This window comes from Streptomyces albus subsp. albus, assembly GCF_000719865.1.
In the GTDB taxonomy this organism is placed as follows: domain Bacteria; phylum Actinomycetota; class Actinomycetes; order Streptomycetales; family Streptomycetaceae; genus Streptomyces; species Streptomyces albus_E.
In genome coordinates this window covers 454,733-478,530 of record NZ_JOID01000001.1, presented here as the reverse complement: position 1 = coordinate 478,530, position 23,798 = coordinate 454,733, and the positions used below count along the sequence as shown (strand labels likewise).

The 23,798-nt window shown below is 76.4% G+C and carries 12 protein-coding genes; 8 read left to right on the top strand and 4 right to left on the bottom strand.

The features are described 5' to 3' along the window. The first annotated feature begins 431 nt into the window (after positions 1–431). From IF83_RS0102110 to IF83_RS0102090, 4 genes are all read left to right on the top strand, one after another. Positions 432–1,331, top strand: coding sequence for a S1 family peptidase (locus IF83_RS0102110; RefSeq protein ID WP_030542263.1), 900 nt, complete (start codon positions 432–434; stop codon positions 1,329–1,331). Positions 1,332–2,022: 691 nt separating this feature from the next. Then, positions 2,023–3,105, top strand: a complete 1,083-nt coding sequence (locus tag IF83_RS0102105) for a S1 family peptidase (RefSeq protein ID WP_030542262.1) — start codon at positions 2,023–2,025, stop codon at positions 3,103–3,105. Between the two features lie 237 nt (positions 3,106–3,342). Then, entirely contained in the window at positions 3,343–7,170 is a 3,828-nt protein-coding gene (locus IF83_RS0102100; RefSeq protein WP_030542261.1) for a DNA polymerase III subunit alpha, read from the top strand. A 254-nt stretch (positions 7,171–7,424) separates the two neighbouring features. After that, on the top strand, positions 7,425–8,579 hold the full coding sequence (locus tag IF83_RS0102090; protein ID WP_078843064.1) for a DNA polymerase Y family protein: 1,155 nt from the start codon (positions 7,425–7,427) through the stop codon (positions 8,577–8,579). Positions 8,580–8,910: 331 nt separating this feature from the next. Here the strand turns inward: IF83_RS0102090 and IF83_RS0102085 are convergent, their stop codons facing one another. Continuing rightward, a complete protein-coding gene (locus IF83_RS0102085) occupies positions 8,911–9,963 on the bottom strand; it encodes a lytic polysaccharide monooxygenase auxiliary activity family 9 protein (RefSeq protein WP_030542258.1) in 1,053 nt (350 codons plus the stop codon). A 766-nt stretch (positions 9,964–10,729) separates the two neighbouring features. Continuing rightward, on the bottom strand, positions 10,730–11,656 hold the full coding sequence (locus IF83_RS0102080) for a Rieske (2Fe-2S) protein (protein WP_078843063.1): 927 nt from the start codon (positions 11,654–11,656) through the stop codon (positions 10,730–10,732). 407 nt (positions 11,657–12,063) lie between these two features. On the opposite strand from IF83_RS0102080, the gene IF83_RS0102075 reads away from it, so the two are divergent. The 4 genes from IF83_RS0102075 (at position 12,064) to IF83_RS0102060 (ending at position 18,137) form a co-directional block, all read left to right on the top strand. Beyond that, the gene (locus IF83_RS0102075) at positions 12,064–14,190 is read left to right on the top strand and encodes a carboxyl transferase domain-containing protein (RefSeq protein WP_030542256.1); all 2,127 of its coding nucleotides are present in this window, start codon (positions 12,064–12,066) and stop codon (positions 14,188–14,190) included. Between the two features lie 469 nt (positions 14,191–14,659). After that, on the top strand, positions 14,660–15,859 hold the full coding sequence (locus IF83_RS0102070; protein ID WP_037678160.1) for a methyltransferase domain-containing protein: 1,200 nt from the start codon (positions 14,660–14,662) through the stop codon (positions 15,857–15,859). A 162-nt stretch (positions 15,860–16,021) separates the two neighbouring features. Beyond that, on the top strand, positions 16,022–16,399 hold the full coding sequence (locus IF83_RS0102065) for a GntR family transcriptional regulator (protein ID WP_030542254.1): 378 nt from the start codon (positions 16,022–16,024) through the stop codon (positions 16,397–16,399). Positions 16,400–16,694: 295 nt separating this feature from the next. Continuing rightward, positions 16,695–18,137 (top strand): glycoside hydrolase family protein, encoded by a 1,443-nt coding sequence (locus IF83_RS0102060; RefSeq protein WP_107046682.1) that lies wholly within the window; start codon positions 16,695–16,697, stop codon positions 18,135–18,137. A gap of 71 nt (positions 18,138–18,208) precedes the next feature. Here IF83_RS0102060 and IF83_RS30990 read toward each other — a convergent pair whose 3' ends face one another. Both IF83_RS30990 and IF83_RS31525 read right to left on the bottom strand, forming a co-directional pair. Beyond that, entirely contained in the window at positions 18,209–22,849 is a 4,641-nt protein-coding gene (locus IF83_RS30990; protein WP_030542252.1) for a lipopolysaccharide biosynthesis protein, read from the bottom strand. Continuing rightward, positions 22,842–23,615: a polysaccharide deacetylase family protein gene (locus IF83_RS31525; RefSeq protein ID WP_030542312.1), complete on the bottom strand. Its 774-nt coding sequence runs from the start codon at positions 23,613–23,615 to the stop codon at positions 22,842–22,844. The genes IF83_RS30990 and IF83_RS31525 overlap by 8 nt, the downstream gene beginning before the upstream one ends. Positions 23,616–23,798: the final 183 nt, after the last annotated feature.

Genomic DNA, 23,798 nt, shown 5'->3' with positions numbered 1-23,798 from the left:
CCCCCTCCCGGCCTGAACCGGCCAGCCGGGCGGCCCGGCCGGCGGGGGGCGCCGTGAGCGGCCGGCGCGGGGCGCGGAGCGGCGTCGCGGGTGGTGGCGGCCCTTCCGCCCGTGCCGGTGATCGCGTCGTCTCATCTGCAAGGACTGTGTCTCCTGGGGCAGTTGGGACGGAGTGGGAACCCGGGGCCGCCCCGCCGCGTCCAAATACCGCCGGAAGAACGGGCCACCCCGGCGGCCGACGTGCCGCCGGGGCGTTCGGCCTGCGCCGAGGCGTGGCCGAAAGGGGCCCTTGTGGACTCATGTTCCACCCCCGAATACTCCCCTCAGTGCTTGTCAGGGGCACGTCGTATCCGGAATCCGGAGTGTTCCTGACTGCGCCTCACGATCCGCCCACCCCAAGCGGATCTTTCGATTCTTCTCTGGAGGAAGCAGTGAGGATCAAGCGCACGACCCCCCACGGCGCGGTGGCGAGACGTACCCGGCTGATCGCCATGGCCTCCGGCCTGGCGGCCGCGGCGGCACTCACCGTCCCGGCGACCGCCAGTGCCGACACCGCCGACGCCTTCGGCGCGGCCCAGCTCTCGACCACGAGCGAGGCCGTCCTCGAGGCCGACGTCCCGGGCACCGCCTGGCACGTCGACAAGGAGACCAACAGCGTCGTCGTCACGGTCGACAGCACCGTCTCCAAGGCCGAGATCGCGAAGATCAAGAAGGAGGCCGGCAAGAACGCCGGTGCCCTCAAGATCGAGCGCACGGAAGGCGTCTTCCAGAAGTACGTCCAGGGCGGCGACGCCATCTACGCCAGCAGCTGGCGCTGCTCCGCCGGCTTCAACGTGCGTTCCGGCAGCACCTACTACATGGTCACCGCCGGCCACTGCACCGACGGCGCGGGCACCTGGTACTCCAACTCCGGCCGCAGCACCGTCATCGGTCCGACGGTCGGCTCCAGCTTCCCCACCAACGACTACGGCCTCGTGCGCTACGACGGCTCCGTCAGCCACCCGGGCACCGCCGGCGGTGTGGACATCACCCGCGCGGCCAACGCCACCGTGGGCATGTCGGTCACCCGCCACGGCAGCACCACGGGTACCCACAGCGGCCGGGTCACCGGCCTGAACGCCACGGTCAACTACGGTGGCGGCGACGTCGTCTACGGCATGATCCAGACCAACGTGTGCGCCGAGCCCGGTGACAGCGGCGGCTCGCTGCGCTCCGGCAGCACGGCGATCGGTCTGACCTCCGGCGGCAGCGGCAACTGCTCCTCCGGCGGCACGACCTTCTTCCAGCCGGTGGTCGAGGCTCTCAACGCGTACGGCGTGAGCGTCTACTGAGACCCGGGCCGGCGCACCACCCCCGCCGGCCGAGAGAGTCCCCGCCCGAGTCGACCGGGCGGGGACTCTCCGTTTTCCGGGCACGCACCGGACGCGGATTCCGGGCCCGGGCCCCGCGCGTGCCCGGCCCGCTCCCGGTGTCCCCGCCCCGTTCCGGTGTTCCCGCCCCTCCGGCCCGGTCCCGCTGTCCGGAGCCCTTCTCCGGCCCTTCGCTCCCGGACGGGCCCCGGCATCCGGGTCCTCCCAACTCCGCACCCCCGCGATCCCGTTCACCGGGCGCGGGGTTTCCCGCGGGTGCGCCCGGATCTCCCGGCGTCCCGGACCGTCCGGAAAATGACCGCCGAGCTGTGGGCCGTGCCGGATTCCGGTACTCCATGGGCTGTTTCAAGACAGGTGTAGTCCTCGCCCAGAGTGGCCACCGGCTGTTCTTCGTCGCCCTGGGTGAAGGGGAGTGTCCGCTGAGCGCGTTGACGAGCACGGATAGCGATGAGTGTCCGTGCTGTGATGCGGTTCCGCCTTTTCTGTGCGGGACCGGAAGTTGACCTTGTGTGGGCCGTTCGCCCGTCGCAATACTCGTGGCTCGTTGGCATGAACGCGACCTCAGGTCGCCGCCGTGCCGCGGTGTAGGCAACGTCCCTCCGGGCCCAACGCTCCCCACAGCAGGGCCCAACCCCCCACTGGAGGCCACTCCTTGAAGCACCGACGCATACCCAGCCACCGCATCGCGATCGCCGGAGCCGGCGTCGCGGCCCTCGTCGCCGGCGCGTTCACGCTGAACAGCGCCAACGCGACCACCGCGGACCCGGCCCCGGCCCCCGCCACCCTGTCGGTCGCCTCGGCCGACAAGCTCGCCGGCACCCTCCTCTCCGAACTCGGGGACGAGGCCGCCGGCACGTACTACGACGCGAAGGAGCGGAAGCTCGTCGTCAACGTCGTGGACGAGGACGCCGCCGAGGGCGTCCGCGAGCGGGGCGCCGTGGCCAGAGTCGTGGAGCACTCCCTCGCCGAGCTGAAGTCGGCCCGCGCCACCCTGAAGGCCGAGGCCACCATCCCGGGCACCTCCTGGTCCGTCGACCCGGTGACCAACAAGGTCGTCGTCACGGCCGACAGCACGGTCAAGGGCGCGAAGCTGGAGAAGCTCAACAAGGTCGTCGACGGACTGGACGGCCGGGCGGCCGTCGAGCGGGTCGCCGGCGAGTTCAAGCCCTTCGCCGCCGGCGGCGACGCCATCCACAGCGGCGGCGGACGCTGCTCGCTCGGCTTCAACGTGGTCAAGGGCGGCGAGCCGTACTTCATCACCGCCGGCCACTGCGGCGAGCAGGGCAGCAGCTGGTCCGACTCCGCCGGCGGCGCCGCGATCGGCACCATGGAGGAGTCCAGCTTCCCGGGCAACGACTACGCCCTGGTGAAGTACGCCTCCGGCGCCGACCACCCCAGTGTGGTGAATCTCTACAACGGCAGCACCCAGGAGATCACCCAGGCCGGCGACGCGACGGTGGGCCAGCAGGTCCAGCGCAGCGGCAGCACCACCCAGGTGCACGACGGTGAGGTCACCGGCCTCAACGAGACCGTCAACTACCAGGAGGGGTCGGTCTCGGGTCTGATCAAGACCACCGTCTGCGCCGAGCCCGGCGACAGCGGCGGCTCGCTCTTCGCGGGCAGCACGGCGCTCGGTCTGACCTCCGGCGGCAGCGGCGACTGCTCCTCCGGCGGCACGACCTTCTTCCAGCCGGTCCCCGAGGCGCTCTCCGCGTTCGGCGCCTCGATCGGCTGACGCGCCCCCGCGTCCCGTACGCACCACCCCGCGGCTTCCGCGGCGGGACCCCGGCCCCCGGACACCCCTGGTGTCCGGGGGCCGGCGGCGTTCACGGGACTCCGCGGCCGGTGTCCTCCGGCGGGCACCGGGCCGGCTCCGCGCGTGTCGTACGAGTGTTCGAAAATTGGTTTATGGTGGTGCCGGGGGACGGAGAGCAGGGCTGGTCAGGGGGTGTGCGAACGGCAGGAGGTGCGGATGTCCGGGTTCACTCATCTGCACGCCGTCTCGGGCTTCTCCCTCCGGTACGGGGCCTCGCACCCCGAGCGGCTGGCCGAGCGCGCCGCCGAACGCGGCATGGACGCCGTCGCCCTCACCGACCGCGACACCCTGGCCGGAGCGGTCCGGTTCGCCCGCGCCTGCGCCGGGGCGGGGGTGCGGCCGATCTTCGGGGCGGGGCTCGCCGTGGCCGAAAACGTGCTGCCGCCCGCCGGCCGCCCGGACCGTACGGGACGGCGCGGACCGGGGCGCGGACCGTCCGCCCCGGACGGCGCGGACCGGGGCGCGGACCCCTCCACGGTCCGCCGGCGCACGCCGGTGCGCGGCGGGGCGTTCATCGACGAATCCACCCCCCGCGCGGTCTTCCTCGCCCGGGACGGCGCCGCCGGCTGGGCCGCCCTGTGCCGCCTGGTCTCCGCCGCCCACACCGGGGAGAGCGGACGCCCCCTGCTGGCCGGCCGGGACGCCCTGGAGCGCTCCGCGGCCGGCGGCGGCCTGACCGTCCTGCTCGGCCCGGACTCCGAGGTCGGCCGCGCTCTCGCCGCCGGCCGCCCCGACCGCGCCGCCCGGCTGCTCGCCCCCTGGCGGGAGCTGTACGGCGACGGGCTCCGGCTGGAGGTCACCCACCACCGGCGGCCGGACGAGGCCCGGGGCGCCACCGCCCCCGGCTCGCTGCGGCTCGCCGCCCGCACCCTGGGCTTCGCCGCCGAGCAGGGCGTACCGGCCGTGCTGACCAATGCCGTCCGCTACGCCGACCCCGGCCAGGGCCCGGTCGCCGACGTCCTGGACTCCGCCCGCCGGCTCGTCCCCCTCGACCCGCGCCGGCCGGGCTCCCTCGACAGCGGCGAGGGCTGGCTCAAGGGGCCCCGGGAGATGGCGGAGACCGCCCTGCGGGTCGCGGAGGCCGCCGGTCTCCGGCGCCAGGCCGCGCACCGCCTGCTGGCGGAGACCGAGCGGACCGCCGCCGCGTGCCTCGTCGACCCCCAGGACGACCTCGGCCTCGGCAGCGTCCACTTCCCCGAACCGCGCCTGGTGGGCGCGGGCCGGCGCACCGCCGACCGCGTGCTGCGCTCCCGCTGCGCCGCCGGCATGGTGCTGCGCGGCCACGACCGCGACCGGCGGCGCTGGGAACGGCTGGAGGACGAGCTGCGCACCATCGAACGGCTCGGCTTCGCCTCGTACTTCCTCACCGTCGCCCAGGTCGTGGACGACACCCGAGCCCTGGGCATCCGGGTGACCGCGCGGGGCTCCGGCGCGGGCTCCCTCGTCAACCACCTGCTCGGCATCGCGCACGCCGACCCGGTGGAGCACGGCCTGCTGATGGAGCGCTTCCTCTCGGAGCGCCGGGCCGCGCTGCCCGACATCGACATCGACGTCGAGTCCGCGCGCCGCCTCGACGTCTACCGCGCGATCTTCGACCGCTTCGGCGCCGACCGGGTGGCCACCGTCGCCATGCCCGAGACCTACCGGGTGCGGCATGCCATCCGCGACGTCGGGACGGCGCTCGGCATGGACCCGGACGAGACCGGCCGGCTCGCCAAGGCCTTCCCGCACATTCGTGCCCGCGAGGCCCGTGCGGCCCTCCGCGAGCTGCCCGAACTGCGCGAGGTGGCGGCCGGGCACGGCGCGGACGAGCGGCTGTGGGGGCTGGTCGAGGCCCTGGACGGGCTGCCGCGCGGCATCGCCATGCACCCCTGCGGCGTGCTGCTCTCGGACGCCTCGATGCGCGACCGCACCCCGGTGGTCGCGAGCGCCGGCCCGGACGGCTTCCCGATGTCCCAGTTCGACAAGGACGACGTGGAGGAGCTCGGGCTGCTGAAGCTCGACGTCCTCGGGGTGCGGATGCAGTCCGCGATGGCGCACGCGGTGACCGAGATCGAACGGGCGACCGGGGAGCGGCTGGACTTGGACGACCCGGAGCGGGTGCCGCCGGGCGACCCGGCCACGTACGAGCTGATCCGGTCCGCCGAGACCCTCGGCTGCTTCCAGATCGAGTCGCCCGGCCAGCGCGATCTGGTCGGCCGGCTGCAGCCCTCCACCTTCCACGACCTGGTGGTCGACATCTCGCTCTTCCGCCCCGGACCGGTCGCGGCCGACATGGTCCGGCCCTTCATCGAGGCCCGGCACGGGCGGCGGGCGCCGCGCTATCCGCACCCGGACCTGGAGCCGGCGCTGCGCGAGACCCACGGCGTCGTCGTCTTCCACGAGCAGATCATCCAGATCCTCTCGGTCATGACCGGCTGCGACCGGGGGCTGGCCGACGAGGCCCGGCGCGCGCTGTCCGTCCCGGAGCGGCAGGGACGGGTGCGGGCCTGGTTCGCCGGGGAGGCGGCCGCCCGGGGGTACGCGCCGGAGGTGGTGGCCCGGACCTGGGAAATCGTGGAGGCGTTCGGCTCGTACGGCTTCTGCAAGGCGCACGCCGTGGCCTTCGCCGTGCCGACGTACCAGTCCGCCTGGCTCAAGGCGCACCACCCGGCGGCCTTCTACGCGGGGCTGCTCACCCATGATCCCGGGATGTACCCCAAGCGGCTGCTGCTGGCGGACGCGCGGCGGCGCGGGGTGCCGATCCTGCCGCTGGACGTGAACCGGTCGGGGGCCGCTTATCGAATCGAACTGGTGTCTGATGAAGGGGTGGTGGACGGACCGCGGGAGCGGCGCGGGGAGCCGCACGGGAAGGAGGTGCCCGGAAGGACCGGGGACACCGAGGGGACCGGAAGGGCCGGGGCGGCCGAAGGGGCCGGGGCGGTCTACGGCATCCGGCTCGCCCTCTCCGACGTGCACGGCATCAGCGAGGCCGAGACCGGGCGCATCGCCGCCGGACAGCCGTACACCTCCCTGTCCGACCTGTGGCGCCGGGCCCGGCCGGGGCGGCCCGTGGCCGAACGGCTCGCCCAGGTCGGCGCGCTGGACGCCTTCGGCGGCAACCGCCGCGACCTGCTGCTGCACATCACCGAACTGCACCGCCGGCAGAAGGACCCCGCCGCCCACCCGGGCCAGCTCCCGCTCGACGCCGCCGACGGCGCGGGCGGCGCGGACGCGGGCGGCGCGGGGTTCGTCACCGAACCGGCCGGGCTGCCCGACCTCGACGCCTCCGAACGCACCGGCGCGGAGCTCGGCGTGCTCGGCATGGACGTCTCCCGGCACCTCATGAGCGAGCACGCGGCCTTCCTGGAGGAGCTGGGCGTGGTCACGGCCCGGCGGCTGCGCACCGCCCGGCACGGCGAGACCGTCCTCGTCGCGGGCGCCAAGGCGTCCACCCAGACCCCGCCCATCCGCTCCGGCCGCCGCATCATCTTCACCACCCTCGACGACGGCACGGGGCTGGCCGACTGCACCTTCTTCGAGGACAGCCACGCCGACTGCGCGCACACCGTCTTCCACTCCTGGCTGCTGCTCGTCCGCGGCACCGTGGAGCGGCGCGGCGCCCGCAGCCTCACCGTGGTCGGCCGCCGCGCCTGGGACCTCGCCGAACTCGCCGGGCTCCGGAAGGACGGCGGCCTGGAGGCCGTCGCGGCCCGCCTCGCGGCACCGGGCGGCACCCGGCCGGGGGTGCCGGGAGACGTGGACCCGGCGGTACGGGACGGGAGCCCGGCGGCGGGCGACGGGCCGGCCTCCGGCGCGGGGGACGGCGCCGGTGCGGGTGACGGCGCCGAGGGCTCCGGGGGTGCCGGGCCGGTGAACGGCCGCCGCATACAGCTCGCCAACGGCTATGAGATGCACCCGTGGGCCGATCTGCGCCCGGCGGGCGAGGGCGCCGCCACCGGCCGCAAGCTGTGGCACTCCAGCCCGGGGAGCGCGGGCCGGTGAGCGGGGGGAGGACCGGGAGCGGCGCGTCCGCCGGGAGGACCCCCGCCGGGGCCGGAGCCGGAGCAAGTTCCGAAATCGGAGCCGGAGCCGGAGGCGGAGGCGGAGAGGGAGCCGGAGCCGGAGCCGGAGCAAGTGCCGGGCCCGGGGCCGGAGTGGGAGCCGGTGCCGGGGCAGGTGCCGTAAGTGCCGGAGCGGGTGCCGGGGCCGGAGCGGGAGTTGCCGGGACCGGAACCGGAGCCGCCGGAGCCGCCGCCATGAACCGCCCGGCCGGGCAGGGCGCCGGCGGGACGGCCCCGGCCGGGCCGCATGTGCTGTTCCTGCGGTTCCGGGCCGCCGACGGCGGCGGCCCGCCGGACGAGGAGACCTACGAGGGACTGCGCGGACTGCTCACCGAGTTCACCCCCGTCGTCCAGGCCCTGCCGCCCGACGCGGCACTCGCCGACGTCCGGGGCGCGCTCCGCTACTTCGGCCGGGACGCGGGGGAACTCGCGGCCCTCGTCCGGGTGCGGGCGCTCGCCCGGTACGGCGTCGACTGCACCGTCGGGGTCGCGGTCAACCCGCTGCTCGCCCGGATGGCCGCGCACGACGGCCCGCCCGGCGCGATCCGCACCGTCCCCGGCGAACCGCACGCGGTCACCGCCTTCCTCGCCCGCAAGCCCGCCGCCGGACTGCACGGCGTCGGGCCGGCGACCGTGCGCACCCTGACCACCTACGGGCTGCACAGCGTCGACCGGATCGCCGCCGCACCCCCCGCCACCCTCCAGCGGATCCTGGGCGCGTCCACCGGGCGGCGGGTCCACGAACAGGCGCACGGCATCGACCCGACCCCCGTCACACCGAACGCCCCCGCCCGGTCCGCCGCAGCCGAACACCGCTTCGGCCACGACGAGCTGGACCCGGACCGGCGCCGCCGGGCGCTGCTCACCCTCGCGCACGAACTGGGGGCGCGGCTCCGCAACGACGGCCGGGTCGCACGGGCGCTGACGCTCACCGTCCGCTACGCCGACCGCTCCACGACCAGCCGCACCCGGGCCCTCGCCGAACCCACGGACCACACCCCGGCGCTGACCGACGCCGCGTACGCCCTGCACGCCGCCCTCGGCCTGCAGCGGGCCCGTGTGCGCGCCGTCGCCCTGCGCGCGGAGGACCTGACACCGGCGGAACTCGCCGCGCGCCAACTGACGTTCGACCCGGCCGACGACAAGTCCCGCCGGATCGAGGCCGTCACCGACCGGGCGCGCGCCCGCTTCGGCGCCGCCGCGGCCCGCCCCGCGGCGGCCCTGGAGCGGGATACGGCGCGGGACCCGGACGGCGGCCCGGACGGGGCACCGGCGCGCGGGCCGCACCGCCGGAGCCGCCGCCGGGGCCGCGGCGACCCGCCCGGCGCCCCGGGGCGGCGCGCCGCCTGACGGGCGGCCCCGGCGGGCGGGGTCCCCCGCCGGTCCCCGCGCTCTTCCCCGGTCCGGCCGGGCCCCGTCGAAACCGCCGGTGCGCGGGCGGTGTTGACGGCACGACGGCACGCCGCAGTGCCGCGGGACAAGGCGACGGCAGGACGGGAGCGCGCACCGCACGCGACCGCCGCCCCCTCCCCGTGCGGGAAGAGGGCGGCGGCGGCCCGTGACGGCGGCTCCGGCCCGGCCGGGCGGCGGTCCGGCCGGAGTGTCCGTCAGGGCGTCGGGGTGTCCGGACGCCGGAGTGCCGGGGCATCGGGGGCCCGGGCGGGCGTCACGGACGTCGGGCTCAGCCGCGCCGGCGGACCGCCCGGCGGCGGGCGGAGGCGAGGAGCACGGCGGCGCCGAGCGCCACGACGGCCGAACCGCCCACGGCGAGCGGGGTGGTGGAGCCGGAGCCGCCGGTCTGCGCGAGCTCCTCCGTGTCTGCGCCCGCCTGCCCGGCGCCGCCGGTGGGGCCGCTCGCGCCGTCCGCCGACGGAGAGTTGCCGCTACCGGCCCCGTCCGCCGCGCCACCGTCCGCGTCCGCTCCGTCCGCCGGCGCGGCCCGCGTGACGGGCTCGTCCGCGTCCCCGGCCGGGTGTTCGTCACCGCCGTGACCGCCGTGGCTGACGGTCGACTTGCCGGCCGCGGCCTCGATCTGGGCCTCGTCCGGGGCGGCCGCCTCCGGAGCGCCGTCCGTGCCCGTACCGGCACCGCTCGCGGCGCCGCCGCCGAAGGTGACGTCCGAACAGGTGTAGAACGCCTCGGGGCTGTCCGAGCGCTGCCAGACGCTGTAGACCAGATGACGGCCCGAGCGCGCCGGCACCGTGCCGTCGAACACGTACTCCCCGTTCACCAGTCGCGGATCGGTGACCTTCGCGAACGGCTCGGCCTCCAGGTCCGACCAAGCCAGCGGCTTCGCCGGGTCGTAACCGGCCTTGGTGATGTACAGCTCGAACGAACCCTTGTGCGGGGCGGTGGCCTTGTAGTGGAAGGTGTGCTTCCCGGCGGACAGGGCGGTGGCCGGCCAGTCCGCCCGCGGCAGGTCGAGACCCTTGTACTTGTCCCGTCCGGCGCTGCACAGCTTGCCGTCCGGGATGATCTCCTTGTGCTTCCCGGCGGCGTCCGGGATGTTGACCTCGTTCCAGTCGTAGAACGCCTGGGTGCCGCTGGCCGCGACGGCCGCCTTGCAGGCCGCCGAGTCCGGGCTCTCCGGATTCTCGGCGAAGCAGGCGGACACCCGGCTGACCGGGTCGGTCATCGAGCCGTGCGCGGCCGCGGGCGCGGCGGCGAGCGCGGTCAGCGCCAGCGGTGCGACACCGATGAGAACGGTTCCGGCGGCCTTGCGACGTACGGTCATCGTGGGGGTCTCCTTACACGGTGGAACTCAGGTGCGGCACGGGGGCCGGGCGGGCACGCGCGCTCCGGTGCGGCCCCCGAAGTGCGGCACCGGCGGCCGGAATCCGCCCCGGCGCTCAGCACGCTAGCCCCGCAGAACGCCGCAATCCGCTGCCGGTACGGGGCGGGGGCGATCCTTATGCCGCCGTTAAGGAACGGCTGAGCGGTCGTTAAGGAGCGGCTGGTCGGCGGAGCGCCGGACGGCGCCGGCAGCCGCTCGGACGCGTCGGCTCAGCGATGGGGAAGTGGCCCCGCCCGCAGAGGAATCGGCCTTCGTCCGTGGGCGGGGACCGCCCGCCGGCGGAGGTGCTCCCCTGCCGGCGTGGTCCGGCGGAACGGGCGGCGATCCGGCGTGCGCGCGGGGCCCGTGTGTGTGCGGCGCGCGACCGGAAGGCCACGGAACCGAGGAGGTCGGGGCGCAGCCCTCCACGGAACCCGGCCGCACAGGACACGGGAGCCGGGCGACTGCCGCGGAACGCCGTTGCGGGGAAAGTCCATTCGGGGCCACGCCCGTGCGGGAGGCCGCCTCCCGGGAGGCCGGGAGGCCGGAGACCGGGGAGGCCCGAGGCCCGGGGAGCCCGGGCGCCCCTGCCTCCGGCGCGAGAACGCGGCCGTACCACCCTCACGGTGGTACGGCCGCGTTCCTCCTCCGCCCCCGGACCCGTGGCCGGAGGAGGCCCGGACGGCGCCGGGCCCCGGTCGTGCGGCCCGGCCTCGGTCGCGAAGCCTCAGTCGCGCAGCCGGATCTCGACCCGGCCGTTGAGCACCCGCGTCTCGAAGGAGTGCTCGGGCGCGGTCGCCGGGCCGCGCACGTTCCAGCCGTCGGTCAGCCGGAAGGCACTGCCGTGCCACGGGCAGGTGATGCAGCCGTCCGCGACCTCGCCCTCGGACAGCGGACCGCCCATGTGGGTGCACCGGTCGGCCAGGACGTGCACGGCGCCGCCCGGCCCCCGTACGACGACCACGTCCACCTCACCCACCCGGCGCCGTACCGGCTGCTCCACCGGGAACTGCGCCATGTCGCCCACCGGATGCCAGCCGGCCGGCATCCGGTGCGGCACGTCCTCGGCGTGGTTGGCGCCGGAGGCCTGCCGGTACGCCATGTGGCCGCCCAGCGCCCCGCCGATGCCGACGACCGTGAAGCCGGCGAAGCCGAGCGCACGACCCAGGCCGCGCAGGCCCGCTCGGCGCGCGGCGAACGAGCCGGCGTAGAGCAGCACGCCCACCGCGTTGGAGACGGAGTGCGGCAACCCCACCCGCATCTGCGGTTTCTGCAGTTCGGCCCAGTCAACCCAGCCGGCCACCGCGGCGGGACCGGCACCGGACAGCCCGACGAGTACCAGCACGTCGGCCTCGCGCCGCTCACCGGGCAGCAGATCGAGCACGGCGGCGGACAGCCAAGCGCCGATCGGCACCTGTACCAGCACCGGATGGAGCGGGTGTCCCAGCCACCGGCCGTGCAGTGCGTCCCGGAGGGGACCGAGCGGCAGGCGGCGGATCCGCTCACGCAGCCAGTCGATGGTGGGATCGAGTTCTTCCGTCCGTTCCAGCCGGTCGACGGCGGACAGGAAGCGGCCGGGCCCGGCGCTGTCCGGGAACACCCGGCGGGCGGTGACGTCGGCGCTGCTGCTGCTCTTGCGCTGTGAAATGGCCATACCGCCCGGTTCCCGGAGCAATGCTCCCTAAACGCCGCCCGCCGGGCCGGCCGCCGGCGGCCTCTTGACGGGGCGGGTGCCCGCGCCACCAGCGGCGGCCGCACCCCTGACGACTCCGGGCCACCGCCCCGGCCCCGTCCGGGCGCACCCGGCCGGAACGCCGGCAGGGGCCGCCGCACCCCCTCCCGCGGCCGGGACGGCCGGACCCGGCGGTCTGCCGCGCCACCTCCACGCCGTCCCGGCGCCGCCCTCCTGGGCCGGGGCGCGCGGGGGCCCGGCCGGGGCCCGTGCCGGCGCCCCGGGCGGTGACGAGGGGGGAACGGGCGGCGAACGGGCGGCGAACGGGAGGGCCGGCGGGCGTCCGGCCTGGTGAACCGGTGGACACCGCGCCGTGGCAGGGTGTCCACATGACCGGACCGAGCGAACGCGAGCCCGTGCTCCAGCTGATCGAAGCCGTCCTGGACGGCGGCAGTTGGCGGACCTGGGACGAGCCCGTCCCCGTCACCACCCGGGACCCCGGCTACCGCGCCGACCTCGAACGGGCGCGCGAGCGCACCGGCCTGGACGAATCCGTCATCACCGGCGAGGGCCGGATCCGGGGCCGGCGGGTGGCCGTGGTCGCCTGCGAGTTCCGCTTCCTGGCCGGATCGATCGGTGTGGCGGCGGGAGAGCGGCTGGTCCGCGCGGTGGAACGGGCGACGGCGGAACGGCTGCCGCTGCTCGCCGCACCCGCCTCCGGGGGCACCCGGATGCAGGAAGGGACGATCGCGTTCGTCCAGATGGTCAAGGTGACGGCTGCCATCGCCGGGCACAAGGCTGCCGGTCTGCCGTACCTGGTGTACCTGCGCCATCCGACGACCGGCGGGGTCCTCGCCTCCTGGGGCTCGCTCGGACATCTGACCGCCGCCGAACCGGGCGCGCTGATCGGCTTCCTCGGGCCGCGCGTCCACCAGGCCCTGTACGGAGAGGAGTTCCCGCCGGGCGTGCAGACGGCGGAGAACCTGCTCGCCCACGGACTGGTCGACGCGGTGCTGCCCGCCCGGGAACTGCCCGCGGTCGTCGCGAACGCCCTGGACGTCCTCTGTGACGATGCCTCCGGCACCGCCCCGCCGGCCCCGGCCACCGGGAGCGCCGGGGCGGCCCCGGCGGAACGGCGGCCGGCCGCCGGCACGGAGACTCCGGATGCGCCACCGCCCGCGCGCGGACCGCACGAGGGGACGGGGCCGGCTCCCGGCGTTCCGGAGGGGGCCTCCGCGGCGGACCCGGAGCCGCGGCGGACACCGCCGGCCGCGGAGGGTGCGCCTGCCTCCGCCGGGGCGGAGAGCCCGGCGGAGGCGTACGAGCCCGGAGCGGAGACCGCCGGTACGCCGCCGGAGACCGTCGACACACCCGAGGGAGCCACCGCGCCGGAGACCGCCGGCGCGACGGACGGACAGGGGACCGGCGGCGGGGCCGAGGGCCCGGCCGGCGGGGTCGCGACGGGGCGCTCGGACGTGGCGGAGGACGAGCGCGGAGCCGAGACCGCCGCCGCACCGGACAGCGCCGCCGGGCCGGGCGGGCAGGGGGCCGGCGGCGGGGCCGGGGGCAAGCTCGGCGGCGGGGCCGCGGCGGGGCCCGGCACCCCTGCCACCGGCGTCTCCGCAGCCGCCGTCTCCGCCACCGCCGCGTCGATCCGGCGCTCACGGCGCCCCGGACGGCCCGGGGTGCGGGCCCTGCTCCGGGCGGCCGGCCGGCAGGTCACCCCCCTCAGCGGGACCGGCGCCGGCGAACACGACCCCGGGCTGCTGCTCGCGCTCGCCCGCATCGGCGGCACCCCGTGCGTCGTCCTCGGCCACGACCGGCACGACGGCGCGGCACCCCCGCTGGGCCCCGGCGGGCTGCGCGAGGCCCGGCGCGGCATGCGGATCGCCGCCGAACTCGGGCTGCCGCTGCTGACCGTCGTCGACACGGCCGGTGCCGCGCTCTCCCGGGAGGCCGAGGAGGGCGGCCTGGCCGCCGAGATCGCCCGCAGTCTGGCCGACCTCGTCACCCTGCCCGCGCCGACGCTGTGCCTGCTGCTCGGCCAGGGCGCGGGCGGCGGGGCGCTGGCGCTGCTGCCGGCCGACCGGGTGCTGGCCGCGGAGCACGCCTGGCTGTCACCGCTGCCCCCTGAGGGCGCCTCGGCGATTCTGCACCGGACGACGGAGCGGGCCGACGAGGTGGCCGCCCAGCAGGGCGTGCGCTCCGCCGACCTGCTGGCGCACGGCATCGTGGACCGTGTGGTCGCCGAACCCGGCCCGGACGCGGCCGGCCCGGATACGGGCTCCGGCCCGGACACCGGGTCGGGGTCCGCCCCGGACACCGGTACCGGATCCGGCCCGGACACCGGCTCCGGACGGGACGCCGCCGACGATCCCGGCCGCTTCCTCGCCCACCTCGGCGAGGTGCTCGGCCGGGAACTCGCCCTGCTCCGCGCCGAACGCCCCGAGGCCCGTCTGGCCGCCCGCCGCCTCCGCCACCGGACCCTGGGCGCCCGTTCCCTCCCGCCGCGCTGACGCGGCCGCCGTCCGTCCGGTCGCTCCGGGCACCGCCGTGGGACGGCTTCCCCGTCCCGGCGGCGCCGTCGCCGTGGCGGACTTCCGGGCCGAGGACGGTCGCCGGCCGGGCGGGCGCGGACGGACACCGGAGGGGGGACCGGCCGGGCTCCTGCCGGGTCGCGGCCGCCCGGCCCGGCCCCGGGAACCGGCTTCGGCAGCCGGAATCCCCACCAGGACACGGCACCGCCTCCGACCAGGTGAAACACCGATTTCCCGTGGGGGTGCGGCGCCCGGCCGCGGGCAGGGAGACGGGGCCCCGCCGAGGAGCCGGTACGGCACCCGACCACGCCGGTGATCCTCTCCGTCAACGCCCGTGGCGCACGGAACAGCGCGGGACAGCCCGTCGGGGCGCCGGCCGGTTGCGGAGCCACGACCACCGGAACCCGGGACCGGCATCCATGTCAGTGGCGGCTGCCAGGATTCCCGCGTGACCGATGACAGCATCGCGCCGTCCACCCCGGCGCCCCCGCCGCCCGCCGTCCGCCCGTCCCCGTGGAGCGCGGCCGGATCCGTCGCCGCGGATGCCGGCTATTGGGACGCCGCCGCCCCGGAGTTCGACGAGGAGCCCGACCACGGGCTGCGCGACCCGGCCGTACGGGCCGCGTGGTCCGCGCGGCTGGCGGACTGGCTGCCCGGCGAACCGTCCGACGTCCTCGACCTCGGCTGCGGCACCGGCAGCCTCGCGCTGCTCGCCGCCCGGCAGGGACACCGGGTGACCGGCGTCGACAGCTCCCCCCGCATGGCCGAGCTGGCCCGCGCCAAGCTCGCCGGCACCGGCGCCGAGGTGCTGACCGGTGACGCCGCGGCCCCGCCGGTGGGCGCCCGCCGCTACGACGTCGTCCTGGCCCGCCACGTGCTCTGGCTGATGCCCGACCCCGCCGCCGTGCTGCGGCACTGGGCCGGGCTGCTCCGTCCCGGCGGCCGGCTGGTCCTGATCGAGGGGGTGTGGGGCACGGTGAGCCCCGCCGGGCTGCCGGCGTCCGAACTGCAGGCGGCCGTCGCCCCGCTCGCGGACCGGACCCGGCTCGAACAGCTGTCGGGCGACCCGGCGTTGTGGGGCCGGCCGGTCGACGACGAGCGGTACGCCCTGGTGGCGCGTCTCACACCGGCCCGCCGCCACACCGAGGTGGTCGACGTCCACCTCGTCCTCCGCCGGGGGGACGAGGTGCTGCTCGCCCGCCGGTCCGGCACCGGCTACGGCGACGGTCTCCTCGGTGTGCCCTCCGGGCACGCGGAGGACGGCGAGGACGTACGGGAGGCGATGATCCGCGAGGCCCGGGAGGAGACCGGGCTCGACCTCGCGCCGGAGGACCTGCGCGCCGCGCTGGTCATCCAGCACCGCGGCCCCGGGGGCAGTCCGCGCATGGGCTGGTTCTTCGAGGCCGCGTACGGGGCGGGCGGTGAGCCCGTCAACCGGGAGCCGGAGAAGTGCTCGGAGTTCCGCTGGTGCCCGCTGGACCGGCTGCCCGACGACATGGTCGCCTACTGCCGGGCCGGTCTGGAGGCGTACCGGGCGGGCGACCGCTTCGTCCTCCACTGGCAGATGCCGGGAGACCCGGTCGCGCACGACCCGGCGGGCCCCGGCCGCGCCGTGTTCCTCCCGGCCACGGACCGCGGGGCCGGCTGACCGGGCCCGTCCGGCCGCCGTCCCGCCGCGCCTCTTCCGGCCGTCCGCGCGCTGTACCCTGTCGCCCCGTCCCGCCCCGTGGGCTCCGGCAGAGCGGCGCGCACGGCCGGTGCCCGTGGACGACAATGGAGCCCCGACCGGCCACCGTGAGGAGAAGCACCTGTGAGTCTGAAGGTCACCGTCGACCCCGGTTCGGCCGACGCCCCGTACGAGCAGTTGCGCTCCCAGGTGGCGGACCAGGCCCGGTCGGGGCGGCTCCCGGCCGGCTACCGGCTGCCGACCGTACGGGCCCTCGCCGGCCAACTGGGGCTCGCTGCCAACACGGTGGCCAAGGCGTACCGCGCGCTGGAGACGGACGGGGTGATCGAGACCCGCGGCCGCAACGGCACCTTCGTGGCCGCCGCGGGGGAGGGCGCCGCACGCGAGGCCGCCGCCGCGGCGCAGGCGTACGCGCAGCGCGCCCGCCGGCTCGGTCTCGACCGCGCGGCGGCCCTGGCGGCCGCCGAGGAGGCCCTGCGCGCCGCCTACAGCACGGGCTGACCACGGCCGCCCGCACCGCGGACACGGGGGCGTGGGGCACGGCCGCCGGGAGGAACGGCGGGGGCTCGACGCGCGGTCGGCCGCCCGGCCGCGGACAGGCCGCAGGCTCGGAGCGCGGCCGCCGGTGCGGCGGGGTTGCGCGGCTGCGGGGCTCGACACGCGGGCGCACCGCCGGAACCGTCACGGCCGGCCGCCGGCGCGGCCCCGGCTCCGGTCCGCCGCCCCCTCCCCCCTCTTCCCCCGGTTGTCGTGGAACCGCCCGTACCGGATGTATCCCCCGCTACGCTGACGGGTGATGAGACGTCAGGACAGAACGGACGGGCCGGCGGCGGTGGCGGACACGGCGGCGGGGACAACCGGAGCACGGCGGCGGCGCCCGGGGGCGGCGGCTCTCGTGGCCCTCGGCATCACGGCCCTCAGCCTGCTGCTGGTGATGTGCGGCTTCCCCTCCGGCGGCACCACGGACGGCCGGAACGGCGGCCCGGAGCCGCACGGCACTCCGCGCATGCCGAGCGGCAAGCCCTCACCGGAGCTCGGCTGGGGCTTCACCCACACCCGCTACAGCGCCGACGACGGCGGCGCGGCCGCGCGGAAGCGAGCGGACCGGATGCTCTCCGCCCGGGCCATACCGCAGAACCAGCACATCATGGGCTGGGGCGCGGACAACCCGGAACCCGCTCCCGGCCGTTACGACTTCTCCGCGCTGGACAGCCGGATCGACCTGATCCGGCGGACCGGCGGCACCCCCGTCATCACCCTGTGCTGCGCGCCGGACTGGATGAAGGGCGGCGAGCGCGGCCGGACCGACTGGTCCCCGGAGTGGCTGGAGAAGGCGCCCGACCCCGCCTACTACGACGACTTCGCACGACTGGCGGGCGTCGTCGCCAAGCGCTACCCGGACGTCCGGCACTTCATCGTCTGGAACGAGCTCAAGGGCTTCTACGACGACGACAGGCGGCGCTGGGACGCCGAGGCCTACACCCGCCTCTACAACCTCGTCCACGCCGAGCTGAAGAAGGTGAACAAGGACAACCTCGTCGGCGGGCCGTATGTCGTCATGGACAGCGAGCCACCGGGCGAGACCACCAACGCCTCGGACGTCAAGGGCCCGTGGGGCAGCCTCGACCAGCGGGCCCTCGACGCCGTCCGGTACTGGAACGAGAACAAGACGGGCGCGGACTTCGTCGTGGTCGACGGCGCGAGCTACACCCGTGAGGACGCCCTCCTGCCCGACGAGTTCCGCGCCACCGACAAGTTCACCGCCGTCAGCCGCTGGGTGCGCGAGGAGACCGGGCTGCCGCTGTGGTGGGCCGAGTGGTACGTCGAGCCGGGCGACGAGAACGACGACCGCGACGGCTGGAGCGAACCGCACCGGCGCGCCGTGCACGCCGCCGCCCTCATCGCGATGAGCAAGGGCGGCGCGACCACCGGCTTCTACTGGAACCCGCAGAAGCGGACGACGAGTTGCGCGGGCTGTCTGTGGCGGGGCACCGCGGCCGGTGACGGCGGCTCGGCACTGCCGATGATGGATCTGCTGAGCCGTTACTCGCGCGCGTTCCCGCCCGGCAGCCGCTTCACGAAGGTGGACGTCGCGGCCGGCGACCGGCCGAATGTGCGGGTGCTCGCCGATGACGAGGCGGTGCTCGTGGTGAACGTCCGGAACCGCGCGATCGCCGTGGAGGTCGACGGCCGTTCGTTCGACCTCGGCCCGTACGGCGTCCGCTGGCTGAAGCGCTGAAACGCTGAAACGCTGAGCCGCCCGTGCCGGGCCCCGGCCCCGGCACGGGCGGCACAGCGGGCGGAGCGGGGTCAGGACATCGTCCAGAACCGCTGCACCAGCGAAGCCAGCGTCACCGCCGTCAGCGGCAGCGCGAACCACAGCGTCCCCTGCAGCCAGGCCCGCGTCCGCACCCCCGGCGGCGCCGTCACCCGCAGCAGTTCGCGCGCCGCCAGCAGCAGCATCAGCACACCGGCCGAGAGTGCCCCGTACACCGACCAGGGCGTCCAGGTCACCTGCGGCCCCGGCCGCCCGGGCTCCGGTTCCGGGACCGCTCCGGGTGGCTGTTCGCGGAGCTGGTAGAGCACGGCGTGGTCGTGGGAGAACACCCGGCGCAGCTCCGGCCGGGCGTCGAGCGCGCGCAGCAGCGACCGCTCCCAGTCCGGCGCGTAGCCCGCGTCCATGTGGAGGTAGACGGACTGGCCGCGGCCCACCATGAGATACGAGTTCGGGCCCGCGTCCTCCAGCGCCTCGATCACCGGGCCGGTCCGGGAGGCGTCGCGGGGCGCGAGGGTCGGCAGGTAGCCGACCCGCTCCATGTCCCGGGCGCCCCACGGCATCGCCGGGGTGACGTTGTCGACCGTGTCGTTGCTCATCCACAGCACCCGCACGGTCGGCTCGTCGTGCGCGTAGACGTACTCCATGGCGGCGACCTCGCCGGTGCGCACCCGTTCGAACGGTTCGTTGCCCCAGCGGGCGACGAGGAAGCCGCCCATGAACACCAGTCCGGCCAGCCCCGCCGCGAGCACGGCCGGCGCCCGCCGGCCGCTGCCCACGCGGGGGAAGACTGCCAGCGCGGCGAGCGCACAGGCACCCGGCAGCGCGAACAGAAAGACCCGCAGCGCCATCTCCCCGCCGTACGACTGCATGCCGAAGCCGAGGAACGGGACGAACGCCAGCACGAGCAGCGACCGTTCGCCGTAGCCCGCCCTGCGCCGGCGCCACCAGCCGAGACAGGCCAGCCCCAGCACGGAGCCGGCGAGCGCCACGCGCGTGTAGAGGACGAGCTTGTGCGTCTCGCTGCCACCCTCGATCCGGCCGGAGACGGAGGACGACACATTGCCGCCGACGCCGCCGACGCCCCCGAAGAGCTCGTCGAAGTGGCCGGACCAGTACGGCTCCGCGAAGAAGCCGATCCATACGGTCACCATGGCGGCGAACAGCAGCGGCAGCCCGCGCAGCCACGACCGTCCCACGAGCACCAGGGCCGTCAGCACGCCCAGCATCACGAACGGCGTCAGCTGGTGCGTGGGCACCGTCGCCGCGAACAGGCCGATCAGCACCAGCAGCAGCACGGCCCGTTCGGTGCGCCCGGCGGCCGGCGGCTCCGTCTCGCCGGGCCGGACCTTTCCGGGCAGCACCCGCCGCTCCCGGAACCAGACCAGCAGGACGGCCGCGAACGCCAGATAGAGCAGATAGGTGAAGCCCTGCGGGGAGAAGTAGTCCTGGCCGACCCAGCCGCACAGCGCGAACAGCCACACCGCCGTCCACTTCGCCCGCCAGGAGGCCCGCACGGCGCGGAGCAGCAGGAACAGAGGTGCGAGATACAGCAGTTGGATGACGGTCGGCCACCAGCGCAGCAGTTCGGTGAGGTCCATGACTCCGCAGGCGCGGGCCGCGAAGGCCACGGCCGCGAAGAAGCCGGGCCAGGACCACCGCGCGTCCAGATCCGGGACGGCGGTGCCGGTGCGGTCGATGTAGTCGATGAACCCGAGGTGCTGCCACGCGGTGGCGAAGCGCGGTTCGGCCTCCAGCACGGCCGGCAGCGCGTGCAGCGACACCACGGTCAGCAGCAGGACGGCCGTCAGCAGGGGACGGCGGGGCGCGGCCGGCCACAGCGCGGCGGCGAAGGCGGCCACCAGCAGGGCCGCACCGGCCAGGGTGGCGGCCGGCAGCACGGAGACGAGGCCGAGGCCGCCCATCCGGTCGAGGCCGGTGTCGTCCAGGCCGCGCAACGGCAGCCAGTACAGGGCGAGTCCGGCCGCGAGCAGCAGCCAGCCGACCGCGTGCCCGGCCCGGGCGAGCAGGGCCGGCGCGCCCCGGCGCCGGACCGCCGCGGTCCCGCCCCCGGCCACCGCCCCGACGGCCGCGGCGACGCGGTCCGTGCTGGGGGCATTGCCCGTGCCGAGGGCGCCGTCCGTGCCGGGGGTGCCGTACGTACCGGCGCGGTCCGTGCCGGTGGTGCTGCCCGTGCCGGGGGTGCTTCCCGTGCCGGGGGTGCTGCCCGTGCCGGTGGTGCTTCCCGTACCGGCGGCGCTGTCCGTGCCGGAGGCGGCGCCGGTACGGGCTTCGGCCTCACCGTCGCCCGGGAGCGCGAGTGGCGGGTGCGGGTCCCGGGGGAGCGCCCGGGAGGGTGCTCCGGTGGGCGCCGGGTCCGCCGCGGCTTCCGTGTCCGGCCGCGCCCTGGGTCCGCCGGACGGCGGCTGGTACGGGTCGAGCGCGGGATGGCGTTCGGGATGGTCCAGGTCCGCGCGGAGGCCCAGTCGCGGAGTGTCCTCGTCCAGCGCCAGGCGCCTCGCCCAGGTGGGCGTGTGGTGCGGACGGCCGTACGGACGCCCCGCGGCCCCGGGCGCGCCGGCGCCGGTTCCCGCGCCGGGCCGGACGGCGGCGCGCTCCCGTCCGCCGTCCGGTACGGCGGCGGTGCCGTGCCGCGCGGGCCCGCCCTCCGGCCACCGGACCGCGCCGGGAAATGCCTCGCCGCCGGACCCGGACCCGGAGCCCGAGCCCGAGCCCGAGCCCGAGCCCGAGCCGGACCCGGAGCCGGACCAGAAGCCGGACCCGGAGCCGCCGGACCCGGACCTTGAGCCCGAGCTGAACCCAGGCCCGGACCCTGAGGCAGAGCCGGATCCGGAGCCCGAGCCCGGCGCTGAGCCCGAGCCCGAGCCGGACCCGGACTTCGAGCCCGAGTCGGCCCCGGCCCCGGCCCCGGGCCTTGAGCCCGAGCCGGACCCGGAGCCCGGGCCCGCGCCGAAGCCGGAACCCGGGGCTCCCCGGTCCGGGCCCGCGCCGGCATCACCCCGGGCCGCGCTCGTCGCGTCGCTCGGCCCCGCCGCTCCGCCACCGGCCGCCGCGCCCTCCGCCGTGCCGCCTCCCGAGGCCGACGACGCCCGGGCTTCAACGGGCCGTGCCGCCCGGACACCCACCGCGGCCGCGGCGGCACCTGCTTCAGCCGACCCGGACCCCGGCAGGGCCGCGCCGGACCCCGACAGGGCCGCGCCGGACGAGAGGGCCGCGCCGGCATCCGCCCCGGCCGCGCCGGACCCCGACAGGGCCGCGCCGGACCCCGCCCCGGTCGCCCCGGCACCCGCCTCGGGCCGCGCCCGGCCCGCCCTCCGCAGCAGCCGGGACAGTTTCCACCCGGCGACGGACGCCACCAGCGCCAGGCTCACCACCTCGGCGATCCCCGCGCCCGTCAACCCCATGCGCGGCAGCAGCAGCAGGGTCAGCCCGAGCACCAGGACGCACAACGTGCCCTGGAGGGCGGCCAGTCCGCTGGTGCGCGACTGGGCGCGCAGCACCGCGAAGTACACCTCGATGACGACGCGCAGTACCGCGCCCACCGCGAACAGGCGCAGCAGCGGCGTGGCCTCGCGCGCGTAGCCCTCGCCGAAGAAGCTCAGGATCAGGGGCGCGCCGGCGAACAGGAGCACCCCCACCGGGAGCATGAGCCGGGCCATCCGGAGCAGGGCGGCCCGGCAGTTCTCCGCCAGCCGCCCGGGGTCGTGCGCTCCTTCGACGGTCAGCGAGGCCCCCATGTTCAGGGCGAGCAGGTTGACCGTGCCGCCGATGGTGGTGGCGATGTAGAAGTACGCGTTGTCCGCCGAGCCGACCTGCGCGGCGACGATCACCGGCACGAGATAGACCACGGCCAGCGCGAACAGCGAGCCGGTGTAGTCACCGGCGAGGAACCGGCCGACCTCGCGCAGGCCCGGCGGCCGCGCCGCCGGTTCCGCCGCCGCCTCGTGGCGCGGTACGAGCCGCCGGAAGACCAGCAGTGCCAGCGGCACCACGGACACCGCGATCGCGGCCACCCAGGAGACGAACACCCCGGCGGTCGGCAGCGAGGCGGCGATCAGCACCAGCAGGACGAGCTTCACCGCCGAGAACGCGGAATTGCCGACGGGCACCCAGAAGGCGCTCCGCAGCCCGGTCAGCACCCCGTCCTGGAGGGTGAGCAGGGACCACAGCACGACGGCGGCCACGAACCCCAGCCCGTTCAGCGTGCCGTGCAGAAAGCGGTACGAGGGCCCCCACACGTCCAGGGTCAGCAGGAAGACCAGCGCCGCGAGGGCCACCACCACGGAACTCGCCGCGTAGGTGCGCAGCACCAGCCTTCCCGTCGCCCGCCCCGCCACCGGGATGAAGCGCGCCATCGCCCCGGTGAGCGTCAGCGCGGTCAGCCCGGCCAGCAGTTTCATCGCGGCGATGGCCGCCGAGCCCTGGCCGACCGCCTCCTCGGTGTAGTACCGGGCGGCGGCCAGCCAGAAGCCGAGCCCCAGGACGGCGGAGATCCCGGTGTTCACCATCAGCGCGTACGCGTTGCGGAACAGCGGGCTGCCACCGGCCGGCCGCGGGAGCAGCCGCCGCAGCCGGCCCGGCCGGGCTTCGCGGGGGGCGTCCGGTCTCCGTCCGGTGCGCTCCCCCGCGGGGACGGTGGTGGTCGTGTCAGTCACCGGCGCGGGTCACCTTCCGGACAGCTTGCCGTGAGCGGCGGACCAGGGCGTACCCCTTCGTGAGGGCCCTGTCCCGGGCGAAGACGCGGCCCAGGGCCCGCCCCTCGACGAGTCGTTCGAACTCCTCGATCCCGGTGCTCCGGCGGACGGTGACCCGCCGCAGCGCGTACGGGCCCTGCCGCCGCTCCGCCGGCGCGTTGCCCACCGCGAGCGACTGCCGGAAGCCCGCCGCTCGCACGGCGTGCCGCACCTGTCTGCTGGAGTAGCCGTACGGATAGGCGAACGACACCGGGCACCGCCCCAGCTCCCCGGCGAGGAGGTCCCGGCAGTGCGCCAGTTCGGAGCGGAGCCGGGGCGCGGTGAGGGCGTCCAGCTGCGGATGGGTGTGGCTGTGCCCGCCGATCTCCAGCCCGGCCCGGGACAGATCGCGCAACTGGTCCCAGTCGAGCATGAGATCGAGGGCGCCCGGTGTCTCGTGCGCGCCGCGCAGCCAGCCGGTGGTGGCGAAGACGGTCGCGGTGAAGCCGTGCTCCCGCAGCGCGGGGAGGGCGTAGCGGTGCACGCCCTCGTAGCCGTCGTCGAAGGTGAGGAGCACGGGCCGGGGCGGCAGCGGCCCGCCGGACCGCCAGGCGTCCGCCAGCTCCCGGGTGGTGACGGGGGTGAACCCGCGGTCCGCCAGCAGGTCCAGCTGCGTCCGCAGTGCCCCGGGCGCGACCGACAGCCCGTACGCGGCGGGGGCGGGCGTCTCACCGACCGCGTGGTACATCAGGATCGGCACCGGTCCGGGCGGTCCCGGCGGCCCGGACGGACGGGGAGGCCGGCCCGGACCGCTCCGCCGCGGCCCGCTGCGGAGTCCGCCCGGGGGACGGCCGGCCGCCCCGCCGCCCCCGCCCCGGTTCCCGGCCGCGCTCCCGCCGGGCCGCGGACGCAGGAGTCCTCCCGCGGCCGC

What these genes read in the sequence shown, in the direction of transcription:
- IF83_RS0102100 (WP_030542261.1), top strand. Translation starts at nt 3,343, where the DNA reads ATGTCCGGGTTCACTCATCTGCACGCCGTCTCGGGCTTCTCCCTCCGG.
- IF83_RS0102060 (WP_107046682.1), top strand. Translation starts at nt 16,695, where the DNA reads ATGAGACGTCAGGACAGAACGGACGGGCCGGCGGCGGTGGCGGACACG.
- IF83_RS0102075 (WP_030542256.1), top strand. Translation starts at nt 12,064, where the DNA reads ATGACCGGACCGAGCGAACGCGAGCCCGTGCTCCAGCTGATCGAAGCC.
- IF83_RS0102085 (WP_030542258.1), bottom strand. Translation starts at nt 9,963, where the DNA reads ATGACCGTACGTCGCAAGGCCGCCGGAACCGTTCTCATCGGTGTCGCA.
- IF83_RS0102090 (WP_078843064.1), top strand. Translation starts at nt 7,425, where the DNA reads ATGAACCGCCCGGCCGGGCAGGGCGCCGGCGGGACGGCCCCGGCCGGG.
- IF83_RS0102080 (WP_078843063.1), bottom strand. Translation starts at nt 11,656, where the DNA reads ATGGCCATTTCACAGCGCAAGAGCAGCAGCAGCGCCGACGTCACCGCC.
- IF83_RS31525 (WP_030542312.1), bottom strand. Translation starts at nt 23,615, where the DNA reads ATGTACCACGCGGTCGGTGAGACGCCCGCCCCCGCCGCGTACGGGCTG.